At 61.0% G+C, this 19,771-nt stretch carries 14 protein-coding genes; 10 read left to right on the top strand and 4 right to left on the bottom strand.

Going from position 1 to position 19,771, the window contains the following annotated elements:
• Positions 1–603 precede the first annotated feature (603 nt).
• From P406_RS17440 to P406_RS17400, 9 genes are all read left to right on the top strand, one after another.
• On the top strand, positions 604–1,758 hold the full coding sequence (locus P406_RS17440; RefSeq protein WP_046236855.1) for a cysteine desulfurase family protein: 1,155 nt from the start codon (positions 604–606) through the stop codon (positions 1,756–1,758).
• A 1,199-nt stretch (positions 1,759–2,957) separates the two neighbouring features.
• Positions 2,958–3,782 carry an energy transducer TonB gene (locus P406_RS17435; RefSeq protein WP_004408866.1) on the top strand — a complete coding sequence of 275 codons (825 nt, stop codon included), beginning with the start codon at positions 2,958–2,960 and terminating at the stop codon, positions 3,780–3,782.
• A gap of 74 nt (positions 3,783–3,856) precedes the next feature.
• Positions 3,857–4,543 (top strand): MotA/TolQ/ExbB proton channel family protein, encoded by a 687-nt coding sequence (locus P406_RS17430; protein WP_003425751.1) that lies wholly within the window; start codon positions 3,857–3,859, stop codon positions 4,541–4,543.
• Complete coding sequence (locus tag P406_RS17425; protein WP_002555939.1) at positions 4,543–4,944, top strand: ExbD/TolR family protein; 402 nt, start codon at positions 4,543–4,545, stop codon at positions 4,942–4,944. The genes P406_RS17430 and P406_RS17425 overlap by 1 nt, the downstream gene beginning before the upstream one ends.
• Before the next feature lie 99 nt (positions 4,945–5,043).
• Positions 5,044–7,869: a TonB-dependent receptor gene (locus tag P406_RS17420; RefSeq protein ID WP_046236854.1), complete on the top strand. Its 2,826-nt coding sequence runs from the start codon at positions 5,044–5,046 to the stop codon at positions 7,867–7,869.
• A 144-nt stretch (positions 7,870–8,013) separates the two neighbouring features.
• A complete protein-coding gene (locus P406_RS17415; RefSeq protein WP_046236853.1) occupies positions 8,014–9,897 on the top strand; it encodes an extracellular solute-binding protein in 1,884 nt (627 codons plus the stop codon).
• A 1-nt stretch (position 9,898) separates the two neighbouring features.
• Positions 9,899–10,966 (top strand): microcin C ABC transporter permease YejB, encoded by a 1,068-nt coding sequence (locus P406_RS17410; RefSeq protein WP_046236852.1) that lies wholly within the window; start codon positions 9,899–9,901, stop codon positions 10,964–10,966.
• Complete coding sequence (locus P406_RS17405; protein ID WP_046236851.1) at positions 10,966–11,988, top strand: ABC transporter permease; 1,023 nt, start codon at positions 10,966–10,968, stop codon at positions 11,986–11,988. Before P406_RS17410 ends, P406_RS17405 begins: the two co-directional genes overlap by 1 nt.
• A 1-nt stretch (position 11,989) precedes the next feature.
• Positions 11,990–13,573, top strand: coding sequence for an ABC transporter ATP-binding protein (locus P406_RS17400; protein ID WP_046236850.1), 1,584 nt, complete (start codon positions 11,990–11,992; stop codon positions 13,571–13,573).
• 9 nt (positions 13,574–13,582) lie between these two features.
• On the opposite strand, the gene P406_RS17395 is transcribed toward P406_RS17400, so the two are convergent.
• From P406_RS17395 to gabT, 4 genes are all read right to left on the bottom strand, one after another.
• Positions 13,583–15,079, bottom strand: a complete 1,497-nt coding sequence (locus P406_RS17395) for a methyl-accepting chemotaxis protein (protein ID WP_046236858.1) — start codon at positions 15,077–15,079, stop codon at positions 13,583–13,585.
• A 600-nt stretch (positions 15,080–15,679) separates the two neighbouring features.
• Entirely contained in the window at positions 15,680–16,168 is a 489-nt protein-coding gene (locus P406_RS17390; protein ID WP_002555947.1) for an Lrp/AsnC family transcriptional regulator, read from the bottom strand.
• A 47-nt stretch (positions 16,169–16,215) separates the two neighbouring features.
• Complete coding sequence (locus P406_RS17385) at positions 16,216–16,872, bottom strand: HAD family hydrolase (RefSeq protein ID WP_046236849.1); 657 nt, start codon at positions 16,870–16,872, stop codon at positions 16,216–16,218.
• Positions 16,873–16,953: 81 nt separating this feature from the next.
• A complete protein-coding gene (gabT, locus tag P406_RS17380) occupies positions 16,954–18,258 on the bottom strand; it encodes a 4-aminobutyrate--2-oxoglutarate transaminase (RefSeq protein WP_046236848.1) in 1,305 nt (434 codons plus the stop codon).
• Positions 18,259–18,543: 285 nt separating this feature from the next.
• Between gabT and P406_RS17375 the strand changes: the two genes are divergently transcribed.
• Complete coding sequence (locus P406_RS17375; RefSeq protein WP_046236857.1) at positions 18,544–19,473, top strand: 2-hydroxyacid dehydrogenase; 930 nt, start codon at positions 18,544–18,546, stop codon at positions 19,471–19,473.
• Positions 19,474–19,771 lie beyond the last annotated feature (298 nt).

Below are 19,771 nucleotides of genomic sequence, written 5' to 3'. Positions count from 1 at the left end.
CCCCTTGAGTTCCCGGAGTGGACGCGGAGCGTCCAGAACTGCATTCCCACGCGGAGCGTGAGGAACGATGGCGTCTGGCTACGATCTGCGTCTCACACAGCATGACTATCGTGCCAATGCTCCGCGTTGGCATGCATTTCGTGACGCTCTGCGTCACCCAACGGTGCAGCCCCTTGAGTTCCCGGAGTGGACGCGGAGCGTCCAGAACTGCATTCCCACGCGGAGCATGAGGAACGATGGTGTCTGACTGCGATTCTGCGCCTCACACAGCATGACTATCGTGCCAATGCTCCGCGTTGGCATGCCTTTCGTGACGCTATGCGTCACCCAACGGTGCAGCCCCTTGAGTTCCCGGAGCGTCCAGAACTGTATTCCCATGCGGAGCGTGAGGAACGATGGCGTCTGGATGCGATTCTGCGCCTGATGCAGCATCCTAGAATTTTTAATCGTATAAATCCAAGTGAAAGCGAATAATTTTTCGCATTGGTTGCCCATGCCCGTGCAAATATCAATAAATTTTCGCGCGCGGATCAGTAATCTTTCAAGCAGTCGGTCTGGTAATGCCAGTCCTTGATTTTGACTCGATTACAAAGCGAATTGCCCATGACCACTTCTGCGCTCTATCTGGATTACGCCGCCACCACACCTGTCGATGAACAGGTCATCGAAGCCATGGTTGCCTTTATGGGGCGCGAAGGTCATTTCGGTAATCCGGCTTCCAGCGGGCACGGTTATGGGCAGGTGGCGCGGCAGGCCGTTGAACAGGCGCGCACACAGGTGGCCGATGCGGTGGGTGCGCCTGCGGATACCATCGTCTGGACCTCCGGCGCTACCGAGTCCAACAACCTGGCGATCAAGGGCATCGCCCATGATGCCAGCGCGCAACGCCGGCACATCATCACCAGCGTCCTGGAACACAAGGCCGTGCTCGACACCGTCAGCACGCTGGAGCGTCAGGGCTTTCCCGTCACCTGGCTGAAACCGGACGCTCAAGGCCTGATCCAGCCTCACGCTGTACAGGCTGCATTGCGCGAAGACACGCTGCTGGTGTCGCTGATGCTGGTGAACAATGAGCTGGGTACGCTGACTGATATCGCCAGCATTGGCGCCCTGGTGCGCGAGCACGGTGCGCTGTTTCATGTGGACGCTGCGCAGGGCGTCGGCAAGGTGAAGATCGATCTGGCGAGTCTGGCCGTCGACCTGATGTCGTTCTCGGCGCACAAGGCTTACGGCCCCAAGGGTATCGGCGCGCTGTACGTGGGCCCGCGTGCGCATTCACTGTTGAAAGCGCAGATCCACGGCGGCGGACATGAAGGCGGCTTTCGTTCGGGCACATTGGCCACCCATCAGATCGTCGGCATGGGGACGGCCTTTGCCTTGGCGATCAGCCAGGCCGACACTGAAAACCGTCGTATCGAAGGGCTGAGTCGTCACCTGCGCGAAGGCCTGTTGAGCCTGCCGGATGTGCAGCTCAATGGCTGCCCGCAACAACGCATCCCGCATACCCTGAACCTGTGCATCACCCGCAGCGGCTTCACCAGCTCGCAGTTGTCCCACAGCCTGGCGTTGTCCTCGACGTCCGCGTGCAACTCGGCCAGCAATGCACCCTCGCATGTGCTGCTTGCTCTGGGCATGGACTCCGCCAAGGCCCTGGCCAGCGTGCGCGTCAGCCTTGGCCGCTACACCACGCAGGCAGATGTCGAACGCGCCATCGAGGTGTTCAGCAAGGCGCTCAGCGCACCTGCTGCGTTCTGGTAATTCACGACACCTGCAGGCCGCCCGAATCCCGGGCGGCTCTCTCCCGGCGCACCCGCGCCAATCTGCCGAGTTGATACCCGCCGGGGTCAGTGACTGCGCCCTGCAGCCGCAAATACTCGCCTCCAGATGAAAATGTACCCCTCCAGATACAAAAGGACACAAATTGGCACAGTTCTTTCTAGTGGAACGGTCGTGCCATAAACCAATGGTGCGCGCTGCATTCATGGGGTGCCTACACGCACCAAAGTGCAGTTAACGGACGTCAGAGCGTCCATAAACAGTGCAGGGGAGCAGACCACAAGTCTCGCTGCCCGCCAGGAAAGGAATCTAGCTGTGCCCTATCAGTCTTGCGTCAGACCACCGTTACGCTGGCAATCCACGCCTTGGGCAGCACCTGCCTCAAGCGATGCCTGCACGGTCGCTTCACCCTTGTCCCGATCTGCGTGTTGTTATTCGACGGCCCTGCACGTCTGGACTTAAGACATTTCGCGTGTGCCTTAGTGTTCTGATGATGAATCAGGACCGTGTGCGCCCGTGCGCGTAATAAGTACGCGCGGGGTTGTTTTTAATTAAAAGACGGTCGACCTATAAAGAGGTCCGACACTTTATTTTAAGTGGTTTCATTTTGCCATCACCTATGGAATGGCTTTAATTTCAACAACGATAACTGTCCACACAACCGCGTACCTACACGGAGCATTGTTTTTATGAAGCGCTGATCAACTAACGCACCAACGTGATCCTCGTGACACAGTATTGGTGCATCAAACAAAGTGACTTGCAGGTCATGATTTTCGAACGCGTCTGCTCAAGCAGAGGGTCATTGTTTGTCTGTTTTTTTGTTCGACGTTTTATTCATCTGTGCGGTTTTGAAGTCAATGAAGTCGGGAATCGATAAATAGTTATATGAATGCGACACCCGCTCTGCATCAATGGTTCCAGCTAGGGCGTTCTGGCACAGCGGTTGCAATGTAAGCATTCAGGAACATAGCTGTACGTCCCCGTACATGACGATAAGAAAGCAAGGATCTGCAATGTCAGTGCCCTGATTCAAGACGTCCTTTAACCGTTTGAGTTCGCCGTGTGCGCACCCACCGCGTTGCCCTGCCCATCAACAATGTGCAGGTCTTCATCAATCGAACAGTTACCCATTGTTCGAGCGGATTTTTATTGCCCTTTAACTACCCGAGGGAGCGTTAATGAATGATGCGGTAATAATGAAAGCGGTTCCCTCTCCCTCGCCCGATGACACTTCGACGGCGTGGCAGGGTATTCCTTTCAGCGCCAATACGTCACGCCCGGGCGGCCTTAACAAACCGCAAGTAATGGTGTTGATTGCTGCGTCGGTACTTATTCATGGTGTGATCTGGTGGTACATGCAAACGGCCCAGCCAGAGGTGCCGGAAGTTGCGCCACAAGTTCCGGAAATGACCATTGAACTGACCAGCCCGACACCACCCGCCCCGGAACCGCCGCCGCCCGAGCCACCACCTCCGCCGCCGCCTCCACCGCCTCCCCCCGAACCGGAACAACCGGTCGAGGACCCGGACGCGGTCGAACCGCCGCCCAAACCGGTGGAAAAACCCAAGGTCGAGAAGCCCAAGCCGGTCAAGAAAGTCGAGCCGGTGAAAAAGCCGACGCCGCCTGCGCCCAAGCCTGCCGCTGCGCCCAGCCCGCCCGCGCCGCCAACACCTGCGCCCGCGCCGCCGGCACCTGCTGCGCCACCGGCTCCGGTCAAGGAAAGCGCTGCGGTATCCGGGCTCGCCAGCCTGGGCAATCCACCGCCGGAATACCCGGGGCTGGCGTTGCGACGCAGCTGGGAAGGTCGCGTGATTCTGCGCATCAAGGTGCTGCCCAACGGTCGCGCCGGGGCTGTCGAGGTGACCAAATCCAGCGGCAAACCGGTACTGGACGAAGCGGCCGTGGAGGCTGTGCGCAACTGGAAGTTCATACCGGCCAAACGCGGTGACACGCCGATAGAAGGCTTCGCGACGCAGACCATCGACTTCAAGTTGCCGGAATGATCCGGCGCATGACAACCGACTATTCAATTATCAAAGCTGGTGAGGTTTAAACCATGAACGCATCGCTCTCTTCCATGATCGTCCCGGCCGTGCTCTGGGCACTGATTCTGTTTTCCGTATTGAGTTGGGCACTGTTGCTGATCAAGTCGGCGCAGTACGTCCGCCAGAAGTCCCAGAACAAACAATTCACCAAAGTGTTCTGGAGCGCGCCGGACCTGCTCACCGCTGCCGAGCATTCTGCGCAATACCCCGGCGCGCTGGCACGTATTGCCAACAGCGGCTTTGAAGCCATGGCGGTCGATGAGTCGCCGCGCACCACGCAACAACTGGCGCACACCATCAACCGCTCGGACCGTCTGGAGCGCAACCTGCGCCAGCAGATACAAAAAGAGCGGCGCGCGCTGGAAAGTGGCCAGGCGATTCTCGCCAGTATCGGCAGCACCGCGCCCTTCATCGGCCTGTTCGGTACGGTCTGGGGGATCATGGAGGCGCTGCAAAGCATCGGCGTGACCGGCTCGGCCAGCCTCGAAGCGGTTGCCGGCCCCATCGGTCACGCGCTGGTCGCCACCGGCGTGGGTATCGCCGTCGCCGTGCCGGCAGTGCTGATCTACAACTTCTTCCTGCGCCGCCTCAAGCTCGCCGTGGCCGACATGGATGACTTCGCCCACGACTTCGACGCCCTCGCCCAGCGCAGCGCCTTTGCCGTCACGCGCCAGCCCATCGCCAGCAAGAATGGTCATGCCGTTCGGGAGGCCAGCTAATGTCTTTCTCCACTCAGGACAGCGATGAAGTACTCAGCGAAATGAACGTCACGCCGCTGGTCGACGTGATGCTCGTGCTGCTGGTGGTGTTCATCGTCACCACGCCGCTGATGACCAACGCGATCAAGGTCAACTTGCCCAAGACCGACGCAGTCGCCCCCGCCGAGAAGAAAAACCCGGTGGTGGTCAGCGTCGATCAGGACGGGAAGTTCTACCTTGCAAAATCGGAAATCGCCCCGGAGCTGCTGGAAAAAAGCCTGCAGGACGAAAAGGCCAAGGACCCGGAAATCCGCGTCCAGTTGCAGGCCGACACCGCCGTGAATTATGGCCAGGTGGCCAAGGCCATGGCCTCCATCGAACGCTCCGGCATTACCAAGATATCCGTCATGACAGCGAAATGACGCTCGACTGACCGGGTGGCTTCGCCTCGCGAAGCCGTCTGACCCGACCCCCGTGAATGCGGTTGTCCGTGGGCTGAAAAGCCCCTGGAGGGGAGCGGCTTGCTGGAAAAAGAAGAAGTGGAACTCCCGCTCGGCACAACCGCGTCGGGAACAGAGGGCTCACAAGGCCATTTCAATAATGTCTGGATCAAGTCGGAACTAACCATGCTGATGAATCTTCCCGGTTGCACCCTCAAACCACTGGCCCTCGCGGTCCGGCGTCATCCACGTGCCCTGCTCTGGGCATTGGCCATGGGCATGAGCGGTGCCCAGGCGGCAGACGCCGTCGATGCAGACACCAGCGGCTCGGCCGTATCCACCAGTGCAGCGGTTGTGCCTGCCACGACCCAGTTGCAACGTGTAGAAGTCACCGGTTCGGCGATCCGCCGGGTCGATGCCGAAACCGCCGTGCCGATTACCATCCTGCGCGCCGACGACCTGAAGAAACAGGGCGTGACCACCACCCAGGAAATGGTCCAGCGCATCACCGGCAGCCAGTCGATCAACAACAGCGCAGGCTCGGTCGGAGCCGGAACAGGAGGCGCCTCCTTCGCCGACATGCGCGGCATCGGTGCGAACAAGACGCTGGTGCTGCTCAATGGCCGACGTCTGGCCAACAATGCGTTGTCCGGTGTGGGTACGCCCAACGGCAGCGCCATTGACCTGAACATGATCCCGTTCGCTGCGATCGACCGCGTGGAAGTGCTGCGTGACGGTGCCTCGGCGCTGTACGGCACCGACGCCATCGGTGGCGTGATCAACTTCATCACCAAAAAGTCCCTGACCGACGGCAGCCTGACCCTCGGCGGCGAGACGCCGACCGCCAGTGGCGGCGGTGCGACCAAGGACATGAGTGCCAGCTGGGGCTTCGGTGATCTGGAAGAAGACCGCTTTAACGTGATGGGCGTCTTCAACTACAACAAGCAGCAGAATCTGGACGCCAATGATCGTTCGTTTGCCAAGGATTACGTACCGGGACGCGGTCTCAACCAGACCTCCGGGACGGCATATCCCGGCAATTATTTTCAGGGCGACAACTCCGCCAACCCGCTGGGCAGAAACTGCAGCGGCCCCAGCCTGATAGCCAGCAACGGCATCTGCCGATTCAGTACTCGCGAGTACATCGACCTGATCCCGCAAACCGAAAAGACCTCTTTTTTCGGCAGGGCTACCGGCAAGCTGGCCGACGATCACAACGTCAGCCTCGAATACTTCTGGGCCCGCAACAACAACCACACCGATATCGGGCCAGCGCCTCTCACCGGGCTGTCACTGGACTCGTCGTCACCCTTCTATCCCGGCAACGGCATCACTCCGGCCCCTACCGATTTCACCCTCGACCCGACGCAACCGGTCAGCACCGCCTGGCGAGAAACGGCAGCAGGCCCACGCGGATCGAGCGACCAAAACACCAGCCAGCGTTTTCTGCTGAACTTCGACGGTCTGGTGGGTGGCTGGGACTACAACGTTGGCGCTTCTTACAACCAGAACAAAGTGTTGTCATCACTCACCGATGGTTACATCAGCGATGCTGCAATGCTCAATGGCCTCGCCAACGGCACCCTCAATCCGTTTGGTCCGCAGACCGCTGCAGGTCAGGCGCTGATTGACGCCAGTCAATACCATGGCCAGTACTCAAGCGCCGTGGGCCGGGTGGCCGGGCTGGACGCGCGCATCAGCCGGGAAATCGGTGACTGGTTCGGTGCAGGCCCTGCCGGCATTGCGCTAGGTGGCGAATACCGAAAAGAGAAAATGCATCAGGAGTACGAAGCATTCGTCAACGACGTCAGCAGCCTGGGCGCAGATGCCGCAGGCAGCGTCGAAGGTGACAGGAGCGTCAAGGCGGAATACGCCGAACTGAATGTCCCCGTGCTGGACAGCCTTGAACTGACCGCCGCCGTTCGTCACGACAAATACAGCGACTTCGGCAGCACCACCAACCCGAAATACTCGTTCCGCTACCAGCCGTTCAAGCAACTGGTGGTCCGTGGTGCCTACAGCGAAGGCTTTCGCGCACCTTCGCTGTACGAACTGTATGCCCCGCGTAGCACGACTTTTACCCAAGGCTATTACAACGACCCGGTGCTATGTGCCGGTGGTGTCGTCCAGCCTGGTGGTAACGCCGGTCGTGATTGCCAGCAGCAGTTCCTCAACAATGGCGGAGGCAACACCGAACTGGCCCCGGAAAAAGCCCGCAACATGACCCTGGGCTTCGTCTATCAGCCGGTCAACGATCTGTCGATGGGCCTGGATTTCTGGTGGATTCACATTTCCAACCAGATCCAGGCGTTCCCCGAGTCGACCGTGTTCGATGACCCCAACACCTACGCCGACCGCTACGTGCGCGCTGCCGATGGTTCAATCGCCAACATCGTCACCGGCAACGCCAACCTGGGCATCGTCAAGACCAGCGGTGTCGACGTAACCCTCGACTATCGCTTCCCGAACACGCCTTACGGTCAGTTCGGTCTGGGCATGACCGGCACCTACGTCACCCGTTATGACTTCCAGAACATCATCGACGGCCCGTACACCGACAAGGTCGGCGACTTTCAGGGCGACGGCGTGATTTCGCGCTGGAAACACGTCCTGACCGGTACCTGGTCACTGGGCGATACCCGCGCCTCCATCACCAACCGCTTCACCAGCGGCTACAACGATTACGACCGCACCACAAATGCGCGGGTCGCGTCGTATGCGCTGTGGGACATGTCGGTGGGTCATACCTTCGACAAGGTGCTGGATATCGACGCCGGTGTGCGCAATATGTTCGACCGCAACCCGCCGTTCTCCAACCAGGCCTACAACTTCCAGTCCGGCTACGACCCTCGTTACGCCGACCCGCTGGGCCGCACCCTGTTCGCCCGCGCGACTTACCACTTCTGAGTGTGACGACGTGGCCCATACACGCTCCGTGGGCCAGGTCAGATTGCGAGCTCGCCCCCTCCGGCCCAGGTTTCATCCGCCTTCCCCGGCCGGGGGCTTTTTCGCAGTGTTCCGTCATTCAGTGCGCACGAGGAAAGCCCTACCATGTCGCGTCTTAACCGTTTTCTGCAGCGCCTGCTTCTGGGTGTTGCGCTGTGCAGTGGCTGGCAGACTGTGCTGGCGACGCCGACCCACGCCTTGACCGTCTATGGCGAGGCGCCGAAATACCCGGCCGGCTTCCAGCACTTCGATTACGTCAACCCGAACGCCCCCAAGGGTGGTTCGCTGACCCGGTCGGCGGAAGAAATCGGCCAGTTCAATTACCTCAATCCCTATGTCGATCAGGGCATCAATGTGCGCGAGGTCGACAGCTGGGTGTACTCGCCACTGGCCTATCGCTCGCTGGATGAGCCGTACACGGTGTATGGCCTGATCGCGGAAAAGATGGAGATGGACCCCGACGGTCTGTGGATTCGTTTTTTCCTCAACCCCAAGGCGCGTTTCGAGGACGGCAAGCCCGTCACCGCCGAAGACGTGCGCTACACCTTCGAGCTGATGACCACCAAGGGCAGCTTCAGCTATCGACCGATGTTCGCCGACGTCAAAGAGGTGACCATCGAAGGCCCGCTGCAGATTCGCTTCGACTTCAAGAACAACCTCAACCGCATGCTGGCGCTGGACATTGCCAGCCTGCACATCCTCCCCGAACACTGGTGGAAGACCCGCGACTTCGCCAACGGCGGCGGTTTCGAGCCACCGCTGGGCAACGGGCCGTACCGGGTCGCCAGGGTCGACGCCGGACGCAGCGTCACCTTCGAACGGGTCAAGGACTGGTGGGGCAAGGACCTGCCGGTCAGCCGTGGCCTGTACAACTTCGACACGCTCACCGTGAACTACTACGGCGACACCGAGATCGCCCGCCAGCTGCTGCAGGCCGGGACGTTCGACTACAACCGCGAGTTCTCCTCTTCAGGCTTCGTGGTCGGCTACAGCGGCCCGGCGATTGACGACGGGCGCCTGCAAAAGCGCATCCTCGCACCGCAACGTCCGGTCGCCGCGCAGGGCTTTGTTTTCAATCTGGACAAGCCCATGTTCAAGGACCGCCGCGTGCGCGAGGCGCTGTCATTGCTGTGGGATTTCGACTGGATCAATCGCCGGGTCATGCGCAATTTTTACGTGCGCGAACAAAGCTATTTCCCGAAAAGTGACATGGCCGCCACCGAGCTGCCGACCCCGGCCGAGCTGAAAATTCTCGAGCCCTTGCGCGGGCAGGTGCCGGACGAGGTGTTCAGCAAGGTCTATCAGCCACCGAAAACCGACGGCAGCGGTTACATCCGTGACAAGCAGTTGCAGGCCCTCAAGCTGCTGGCCGAAGCCGGCTGGCATCCGAAGGACAATAAGCTGGTCAACGCGGCGGGCGAGCCGATGGTGTTCAGTTTTCTCGATGGTCAGGGCGGCTTCGACCGGCTGATTCTGCCCTTCAAGCGCACCCTGGCGCAGATCGGCATCACCCTGGATTTCCTGCGCATCGATTCGGCGCAGTACATCAACCGGCTCAATGCGCGGGACTACGACATGATCGTGGTCAGCCTGCCGAAAAACGGCAATCCGATCATCTCCCCGGGCCGTGAGCTGTACAACCTGTACGGCTCGCAAAGCGCCACCGAAGTGGGCAGCTCCAACGCCATGGTGCTGCGCAACCCTGCGGTAGACACGCTGATCGACGGGCTGGTCAGCGCCAATACGCGCAACGACATGGTGCTCTACGCGCGGGCGCTGGATCGGGTCCTGCAGTGGGGTTACTACATGATTCCCAACTACTACTCCAAGGGCACGCCGCTGGTGTTCGCCAACCGGTTCGGCATGCCGGACGTGGCACCGATCTATGACGTTGGCCTGGAAACCTGGTGGCAGATCAGCCCGACGCCGCTGACCAATGCTCAGGCCACTGCGCTGACCGGCAAACCTGCCGCCGCCAAGGAGTACTGAGATGCTGGCTTATGTGATTCGACGCCTGCTGCTGATCATTCCCACGCTGCTGGCCATTCTGATTGTGAATTTCCTGATCGTGCAGGCCGCTCCCGGCGGACCGGTCGAGCAGGCCATCGCGCGCATTCAGGGCTTCAGCCCCAACGGTGTGGGCGGCGGCGGGGGCGAAGTGGCTGCCTCCGGCACCGCCAGCCGCAGCACCCGCGGGCTGGACCCGGCGCTGATCGAGCAGATCAAGCAACACTACGGTTTCGACAAACCGATGCACGAGCGGCTGTGGCTGATGCTCAAGAACTACGCGCAACTGGACTTCGGCACCAGCTTCTTCCGTGGCGCGCCGGTCACCGAACTGATCGCGCAAAAGCTCCCGGTGTCGCTGTCCCTCGGGCTCTGGGCGACGCTGATCACGTACCTGATTTCCATCCCGCTAGGCATTCGCAAGGCGGTGCGGCATGGCAGCGCGTTCGATGTCTGGAGCAGCACGCTGGTGATCATCGGTTACGCCACGCCCGCGTTTCTGTTCGCCATTCTGCTGATCGTGGTGTTCGCCGGGGGCAGTTACCTGAGCTGGTTTCCGGCGCAGGGGCTGTTCTCGGACAACTTCGACAGCCTGAGCGCCTGGGGCAAGGTGAAGGACTATCTGTGGCACCTGGTGCTGCCGGTCAGTTCGCTGGTGATCGGCGGGTTCGCCACGCTGACCATCCTCACCAAGAACAGCTTTCTCAACGAGATCAGCCGCCAGTACGTGGTCACGGCGCGCGCCAAGGGCCTGACCGAGCACCGCGTGCTGTACGGCCATGTGTTTCGCAACGCCATGTTGCTGGTGATCGCCGGTATTCCGCAGGCCTTGATCGAGGTGTTCTTCGCCGGCTCGCTGCTGATCGAAACCATCTTTGGCCTCGATGGTTTGGGGCGCATGAGTTACGAAGCAGCCGTCTCGCGCGACTACCCCATCGTGTTCGGCACGCTGTTTCTGTTCACGCTGTTCGGCCTGCTGATCAAGCTGATCGGTGACCTGTGTTACACGCTGGTCGACCCACGCATCGACTTTTCCGCGAGGAGCGCCTGATGTTCGAGTTCTCTCCCCAGACCCGGCGCCGTTTCGACCTGTTCAAGGCCAACCGTCGCGGTTGGTGGTCGCTGTGGATCTTCATCGGCCTGCTGCTGGTGTGCCTGTGCGGCGAACTGATCGCCAACGACAAGCCGCTGCTGATCCGCTACGACGGGCACCTTTATTACCCGGTGTTGCACACCTACATGGAAACCGATTTCGGCGGCGAGCTGCCTTTCGAACCGGACTATGCCAGCGACTACGTGCGCAAGCTGATCGCGGCGAAAAACGGCTGGATGCTGTTCGCGCCGATCCCGTTCAGCTACGACACCATCAATTATGACCTGGACGCGCCGTCCCCCAGCCCGCCTGATGCGATCAACTGGCTGGGCACGGACGAACAGGCTCGCGATGTGTTGGCACGTGTGCTGTTCGGCGCGCGGATATCCATTCTGTTCGCGCTGCTGCTGACCGCGATCAGCACGGTGATCGGCGTGTGTGCCGGGGCGATTCAGGGTTACTACGGCGGCATGACCGACCTGATCGGCCAGCGCATTCAGGAGATCTGGTCGGGGCTGCCGGTGCTGTACCTGCTGATCATTCTGTCCGGCTTTGTGTCGCCCAGTTTCTGGTGGCTGCTGGGGATCATGGCGCTGTTCTCCTGGCTGTCGCTGGTGGACGTGGTGCGTGCCGAGTTCCTGCGTGGGCGCAATCTGGAGTACGTCAAAGCTGCCCGCGCATTGGGTCTGACCGACGCTGCGCTGATGTGGCGACACATCCTGCCCAACGCGATGACCAGCACCCTGACCTACCTGCCGTTCATCATCACCGGCGCCATCGCCACCCTCACTGCGCTGGATTTTCTCGGCTTTGGCATGCCGGCGGGCAGTGCGTCGCTGGGCGAGCTGATCGGCGAGGCCAAGCGTAATCTGCAAGCGCCCTGGCTGGGGCTGACGGCGTTCGTGGTGCTGGCCCTGATCCTTTCTCTGCTGGTGTTCATCGGCGAAGCCTGCCGCGACGCGTTCGATCCTCGGAGCTGACATGCACGACAACCTGATTGAAATTCGCGACCTGCGGGTCGCCTTCAACGGCCGCGAAGTGGTGCATGGCGTCAGCCTCGACATCCGCCGTGGCGAGTGCCTGGCGCTGGTGGGCGAATCCGGCTCGGGCAAGTCGGTCACGGCGCATTCGATTCTGCGTCTGCTGCCGGCGAAAACCGTCAGCACCCAGGGCTCGATTCGTTACGACGGGCTGGACCTGGTCAGCGCCAGCGACAAGCAGTTGCGCAGCCTGCGCGGCAACCGCGTGGCGATGATTTTTCAGGAGCCCATGAGTTCGCTGAACCCGCTGCACACGGTCGAAAAACAGATCGGCGAAATCCTCGTGACCCACAAGGGCCTGAAGGGCAAGGCCGCGCTGAGCCGTACTCTGGAGCTGCTGGAACTGGTCGGCATTCGTGATCCGCTGTCACGTCTCAAGGCGTATCCGCATCAACTGTCGGGCGGGCAACGGCAGCGCATCACGATTGCCATGGCGCTGGCCAACGAGCCGGATCTGCTGATCGCCGACGAGCCGACCACCGCGCTGGACGTGACCGTGCAGGTGAAGATTCTGGAGTTGCTCAAGTCCCTGCAACAGCGGCTGAACATATCGCTGCTGCTGATCAGCCACGACCTCAATCTGGTGCGGCGCATCGCCCAGCGGGTCTGCGTGATGCGTGAGGGCGAGATCGTCGAGCAGGCCGATTGCCAGACCCTGTTCGACAGCCCGCAGCACCCTTACAGCCGTCTGCTGATCAATGCCGAGCCGGATGGCGAACCGGTGCCGTCCACGCACAGCAACACGCTGTTGTCGGTGCAGGACTTGAAGGTCTGGTTCCCGCTGGGCAAGGCCTGGTTCAAGCGTGAACCGCAGTATGTGAAGGCAGTGGACGGGGTGAGTTTCGAGCTGCTCAAGGGCAAGACGCTGGGCATTGTCGGCGAGTCGGGTTCGGGTAAATCGACGCTGGGCCAGGCGATTTTGCGCCTGGTCGATTCAGAGGGCAGCATCCGCTTCGGCACCAAGGAACTGAGCCTGCACAGCCAGCACCTGATGCGCCCGTTGCGCCGCCAGCTGCAGGTGGTGTTTCAGGACCCGTTCGGCAGTCTCAGCCCGCGCATGACCGTGGAACAGATCATTGCCGAGGGCCTGGTGACGCACAACATCGGTACGCCGAAAGAGCGTGAACAGACGGTGATCCGCGTGTTGCAGGAAGTCGGCCTGGACCCGGCCACCCGGCATCGTTACCCGCACGAGTTTTCCGGCGGTCAGCGTCAGCGTATTTCCATCGCACGGGCGCTGGTGCTTGAACCGGATCTGATCCTGCTCGACGAACCGACCTCGGCGCTCGACCGGACCGTGCAAAAGCAGATCGTCGCCCTGCTGCGCGACCTGCAAATCCGGCACGGCCTGACGTACCTGTTCATCAGCCATGACCTGGCGGTGGTTCACGCCCTGGCCCATGACCTGATCGTGATCAAGGACGGCAAGGTCGTCGAGCAGGGCCCGTCCCGCGAGATCTTCGCTGCACCGCAGCAGGCCTACACTCAGGAACTGCTGCGTTCGTCGGGGCTGGTGTTCGCCTGAGCGCGAAAACTACGCGTGAAAGCTCTGGCCCAGCGCTTCCAGGCGGATAGCCAGTGGCGACAGGCTCTGGCTGCTGGTCGCCAGCACACCGATATTGGCGGCGGTATGTTCGGCGATGGTCTGCACCGAGCGCAACTGGTCGGCCATTTCCCGGCTGACGGCGGACTGCTGTTCGGTCGTCGTGGCAATCAAGCCGTTGAGCCGGGTGATATGGCCGATCCCTTCGCCGACTTCGCGCAGGGATTGCGAAGCGCGCTGGCTGTCCTCGACACAACGCCCGACGCCCTGCAGGCTGTCGTTCATGGCCGTAGCGGCCTGACGACTGCCTTTTTGCAGGTCTTCGATGATGGTCTGGATCTCCTTGGTCGACGACGCTGTGCGCTGCGCCAGGTTGCGCACCTCATCGGCCACCACCGCAAAGCCTCGGCCCTGCTCACCGGCGCGGGCGGCTTCGATTGCGGCGTTGAGGGCCAGCAGGTTGGTCTGCTCGGCAATGCTGCCGATCACGTCCAGCACCTTGCCGATCTGTTCTGACTGGTTGGCCAGGGCTTGTACGGTTTCATCGGTGGTCGTGATGCGTGCGGCAAGCTGGGTGATTTCGCTCTGCGCGCGGTCGACACTGTCGCGTCCGTGAGCGACCTGATCGCTGGCGTCACCGGCCCGCTGCACGGCTTGCGCGACGTGGCTGGAGATATCGTTCATGGCATCGCCCATGCGCTGCATCGCGCCGGTCATGCGCGCGATTTCACTGAGCTGATGCTGCGCACCGGTTTCCAGCGTACTGCTGGCCTTGGCGAGGTCATGACCCAGTTCGCCAAGCCCGCGAGTGTCACGCACCACGCCGTCGACCAGGCCGGTGATCTGCGCCAGAAACTGCTCGAAACGCTGCGCCAGCGAGACATGTTTGCCCGACTGCTGGCTGGACTGGCTATCGGTGGAGAACTGGTTGGTGGTGGCCAGCATCCGGTCCAGCATGTCCTGATTCTCGACCGCCTCGGCTTGGTTCTGTACCGCGAGGTAGACCAGAATCGCGCTTTCAACGACCACATACACCGCATGCACAAGCACCATGCTCCAGCCGAAGCCGTGGTGCATGACGTACACCGGGAAGCCGGAATGCTGCAGGGCATGGAAACCGACATGGTGAATGGCGATGGTGACGGCAGCGACCAGAATCGGCAGCCAGTCGCGGTAGAAGGTCAGCACCGCCAGTAGGACGAAGATGCCGAAATGTATCTCGACCTGCCCGTGGGCCTGATTGATGTGCAGCGCGGTCATGACCATCAGCCCGACGCCGAAACAGCAACGCATCAATCGGGTGCCGCCGATGGCCCGATACAGCCCGGTCAGCACCACCGCGGTGCCGCCACCGACGACGACTGCCTGGGTGAAGGTGTCGAACCAGAACGCCAACCCGAGCGCGTAGATGAACAACAGCCAGATCAGACCCAGCATGATCCGGTCGGCCTTGCGGTAATGGTCAAGGAAACGAGGGGCTACGGGCATCGAACACATCCTTTTGAAATCCATGGCGACAGGGGCTCCTGCCGGTTTTTCAAATCTGCACGAGCAAAAGCCCGGCCAAAGTGCCGTCCGGATAGTAGCCCTATGCCAGAGATTCAGACATACATATTCTTTGCCTGGTATTCACGGCTGCGTATGCGTGCAGCGCAGATCTGTGACGCGGAGCGTCACGCAAGGCATTCCCACGCTGGAGCGTGAGGAACGATAGTCGGCAGGTAGATCGCGGAACGGCTGGCGCACGATGTGTCCGGGCGAACGCTATCGTGGCTCAGCGCTATACACACCGTGCGAACGCTATCGTGCCCATGCTCCGCGTGGGTATGCCGTTCCGGACGCTCCGCGTCCTCTCCTGATTGTGTGGTGTGGCGCAGATCTGTGACGCGGAGCGTCACGCAAGGCATTCCCACGCTGGAGCGTGAGGAACGATAGTCGTCAGGTAGATCGCGGAACGGGTGGCGCGTGAGGTGTCCGGGCGAACGCTATCGTGGCTCAGCGCTATACACACCGTGCGAACGCTATCGTGCCCATGCTCCGCGTGGGTATGCCGTTCTGGACGCTCCGCGTCCTCTCGTGACTAGTGTTTCAATGGCGCAACAGTTTGCGCAGCGGTACGCCGTCTTTCATGACCGGGGATTTGATGACGATGTAGCTGAAGTACTTGGAGATGCCGATGTTCTTGTCCAGCAGCTCTTCGATCACTTCCTGGTAATGCTGAATGCTGCGGGTCATGAAGCGCACCAGGTAATCGTAGCCGCCGCTGATCAGGTGGCATTCCAGCACTTCGTCGACGTGACGGATGTTGGCTTCGAATTTGGCGAAGTCTTCGCGCTTGTGGTCGCTGAGGGAGATTTCCGTGAACACGGTGACCGATTCGGTGATCTTGGCCAGATTAAGGTGCGCTTTGTAGCTGGAAATGTAACCTGCCGACTCCAGGCGTTTGACGCGTTGCAGGCAAGGGCTCGCGGAAAGTCCGACGGCATCGGCCAGGCTGACGTTGGTCATGCGCCCGTCTTTCTGGAGTTCTACCAAAATATTGATATCAATCCGATCCAGTTTGACCAAGCCTTCCATTACCTACCTCATGTATTGCCATTCACGGTGCCTACCTTCTAGCAAAATCAGCGCCGTAAAGACAGCTGATGCTGAGCGACCAGATCAGCCATGCTGTTGATGCAGATATCCGCCGTGCAGGGCTTGCTGTGCTGTTCCCGACCACGCCGGATCAGGCACAACCCACCGCTCGCCAACGCCGAGGCCGGTGGGCGTGACACTATCAGGGTCTCACGCGGCTCCAGATCCATATCGGCAAGCCAGCCCGTGTCGTCCAGCGGGTGAGTGGTCAATGACAGCAGGCTGTCGGGCTCAAGCCCCAGTCGCTCGCACAGCAGGCCGCGATCCTGCAGGTCGCGGTCGGCGTACACCAGCAATCGATAGAACTTGCGCAGGTAGAGCATCGCGCCGGGCGCATCCTCGAACAGCGTCCAGTTCGGCACCGAGCGGGCGAAGCTCATGCCTTCCTCCCAACTCGCCTTGATCCCCAGTCGTTCGGCCAGCTGGCGATGCGCAAAGCACAGCAACCCGCTGAAACCCAATTCGTCAAAGCGCGGGTACAACGTGCGGATGACATCATGGAATTCAGTGAGTACCTGGTCTTTGCCGGGTGTGTTCAGACCGTTGTCCAGCAACGGCTGCAACGCCGTCCAGACACCGGAATCACGGTCCACCAGCACTTCATCACAATCGATCAGCAGTGCGCGGTAATCAATAAGCCCCATGGCAGGCAACGTCTCCATTCAACAATGATTCCCAGCGCGGGTGATCGCAGCGTCTGACGACAGTCGCGACCACGCTTGCGCTCAGCTGGACTTCAATACTCGTGCCAAGGCAGCGTCAAGAATGCCCAGCGCTTCATCGATCTGCTGCTCGGTGGTCACCAGTGGGGCCAGGAAGCGCAGGACGTTGCGGTACACGCCGCACTTGATCACCAGCAGGCCACCGAGGCGCGCCTGGTCGATGATCTTCTGGTTGAGGTCGGCGTCCGGGCTGCGTGCCGCGTCATTCTTGACCATCTCCATGGCGAGCATGAAACCGGTGCCGCGCACGTCGCCGATGCAGCTGTAACGCTCTTTGAGCGCGAGCAGACCGGCACGCAGGCGTTCGCCCAACTGATCGCCACGCGCCAGCAGGTTTTCCTGCTCGTAGGTGTCGATCACTGCCAGTGCCGCGGCGCAGGACAGCGCATTACCGCCGTAGGTGCCGCCCAGGCCGCCCGGAAGCGGTGCATCCATGATCTCGGCACGCCCGACCACGCCCGACAGCGGCATGCCGCCCGCGAGGCTCTTGGCCACGGTCACCAGATCCGGCTGGATACCCGAATGCTCGAAGCCGAACCACTTGCCGGTACGCCCGAAACCGGACTGGATTTCATCGGCAATCAGCACGATGCCGTGTTGTTCGGTCAGCGCACGCAAGGCCTTCATGAACTCGACCGGCGCAGTCAGGAAGCCCCCGTCGCCCTGCATCGGCTCGATTAGAATCGCCGCCACACGCTCCGGTGCGACCTGAGTGGCCAACAGCTCGTGCAACGCCGCCAGCGCCACGTCGCTGGTCACGCCGCGATACTCGTTCGGGTACGGGGTGTGGAATACCTCAGGCGCCATCGGGCCGAAATTCTGTTTGTACGGCTGGCTCATGCCGGTCAGCGTGGTGCCGAGCAGCGTACGGCCATGAAAGCCGCCGCGGAACGAGATGATCGCCGGGCGGTTGGTGTGGGCGCGGGCGATTTTCACTGCGTTTTCCACGGCTTCGGCGCCGGAGGTGAAAAGCACTGCCTTATGATCGATGCCGCTCTGGCCTGCGATCAACAGGCTCAGGCGTTTGGCCAAGTCGATATAGGGCTGGTAGGAGGCCACCTGAAAGCAGGCGTGGGTGACTTTGGTCAGCTGCGCCTGAATCGCCGCGACCACGTTCGGGTGGTTGTGGCCGATGTTCAACACGCCGATACCGCCGACGAAATCCAGATAGCGTTTGCCATCGACGTCCCACAATTCAGAACCCTGGGCGCGGTCGATGACCAGCGGGTGGGCCGTGACAATGCCACGCGGCACAAACTGGTCGCGCTGGCGGATCAGATGAGGGGTGTCGTCGACTTTGCTGTTCATGGTTTTACCTATCATGGGCCAGGCAGCCGGCGGGGGTGGCTGCGATGCTGTTCAGGTTAAGCGTTCAGCGAAATGATCTACGCCGAACTTGCACCCTCAGATGTCCATATCGACTGTTTTTCGCCTCGCAAACGGCAGATTCCTTCATGCCCGCACATCACCATGCAATCTGCCGGGCAGCGGCGCTTTTCGGACATTGGAGAGGCCTGGAAGCAGGCGTTTCGACAGATCGTGCTTTGCTTTTACGGCATGATGAGGCTCATCTTTCATGCTCAGGAAACGCCCATGCCCGCCCTGCTCTACAAAGCCGATCCCGCACGTGCCGAACGCTGGCGCGTCCTGTTTGCCGAGCACGCGCCGGACATTGAATGGCGCGTATGGCCAGACATCGGCGACCCGGCCGACATCCACTATCTGGGCGCCTGGCTGGCGCCCGATGATCTGCAGGAACTGCTGCCCAACCTGAAAGTGCTGTTTGCCCTGTCGGCAGGTGTGGACCAGCTGGACCTGAGCCGTATTCCGAAATCGCTGCCGGTGGTGCGTCTGCTGGACCCTGGCATCAGCCACGGGATGTGTGAGTACGCAACCTTTGCCGTGCTGAGCCTGCACCGGGAAATGCTGCGTTATCGGCAGCAGCAGGTTGAAGGCGTCTGGAAAGCCCAACCGCTGATACCGGCGAACCAACGGCGAGTCGGCGTGATGGGGCTGGGCTTGCAGGCGCAGCATATTCTGTCGAGCCTCAAACCCTTCGGTTTCCAACTGTCGGGCTGGGCGCGCAGCGCGCATCGAATCGACGCTGTGCAGTGCTATGCCGGGGAAGAGCAACTGGACGCATTTCTAGGGCAGTGCGACATTTTGCTGTGTGTCCTGCCGCTGACCGGCCAGACCGAAGGCATCCTCAATCGCCGGCTTTTCGAACAATTGCCCAAGGGGGCCGCGCTGATCAATATGGGCCGTGGCGGGCATCTGCTGGAAGCGGACTTGCTGGACGCGCTGGACAGCGGTCAACTCAGCGCTGCGGTGCTGGATGTGCTGCAGCAGGAACCGGCAGCAGCCGACCATCCGTTCTGGGCACACCCGAAGATCCTGCTGACCCCGCATGTGGCGGCCATGACCCAGCCGGAAAGCGCATTTCCTGGCCTGCTCGATAACATTCGCCGCTTTGAACGCGGTGAAGCGATGCAAGGACAGGTGGATCGCGGCCAGGGTTATTAACTGATAATCGCCCCGATGCTCTGAACTGACCCCAAAAGGTTGGACGGTTGACTATCGTTCCCACGCTCCGCGTGGGAATGCAGTTCGTGACGCTCTGCGTCACACAGCGGTTCTGTGATGTCAGGTGGATTGATGTTCGGCTCAGGTCACCTTTTCGCCCCTCGGCGACTCACTTTGAGGGACCAAAGTGAGCAAAGTCCTTCGCTCCGTTTCCGGCCCGACTTCGTCGGGTTCCTTCGCCCTGTCACTGATCCGGGGGTCGCCGCAACGCGCCATCCATGGCCCGGTGCGGCTAGCC

The organism is Pseudomonas syringae pv. coryli str. NCPPB 4273 (genome assembly GCF_000972175.1).
In the GTDB taxonomy this organism is placed as follows: Bacteria; Pseudomonadota; Gammaproteobacteria; order Pseudomonadales; family Pseudomonadaceae; genus Aquipseudomonas; species Aquipseudomonas syringae.
Note: the sequence above shows the minus strand (reverse complement) of the source record. Positions and strands in the feature narration are given on the sequence as shown.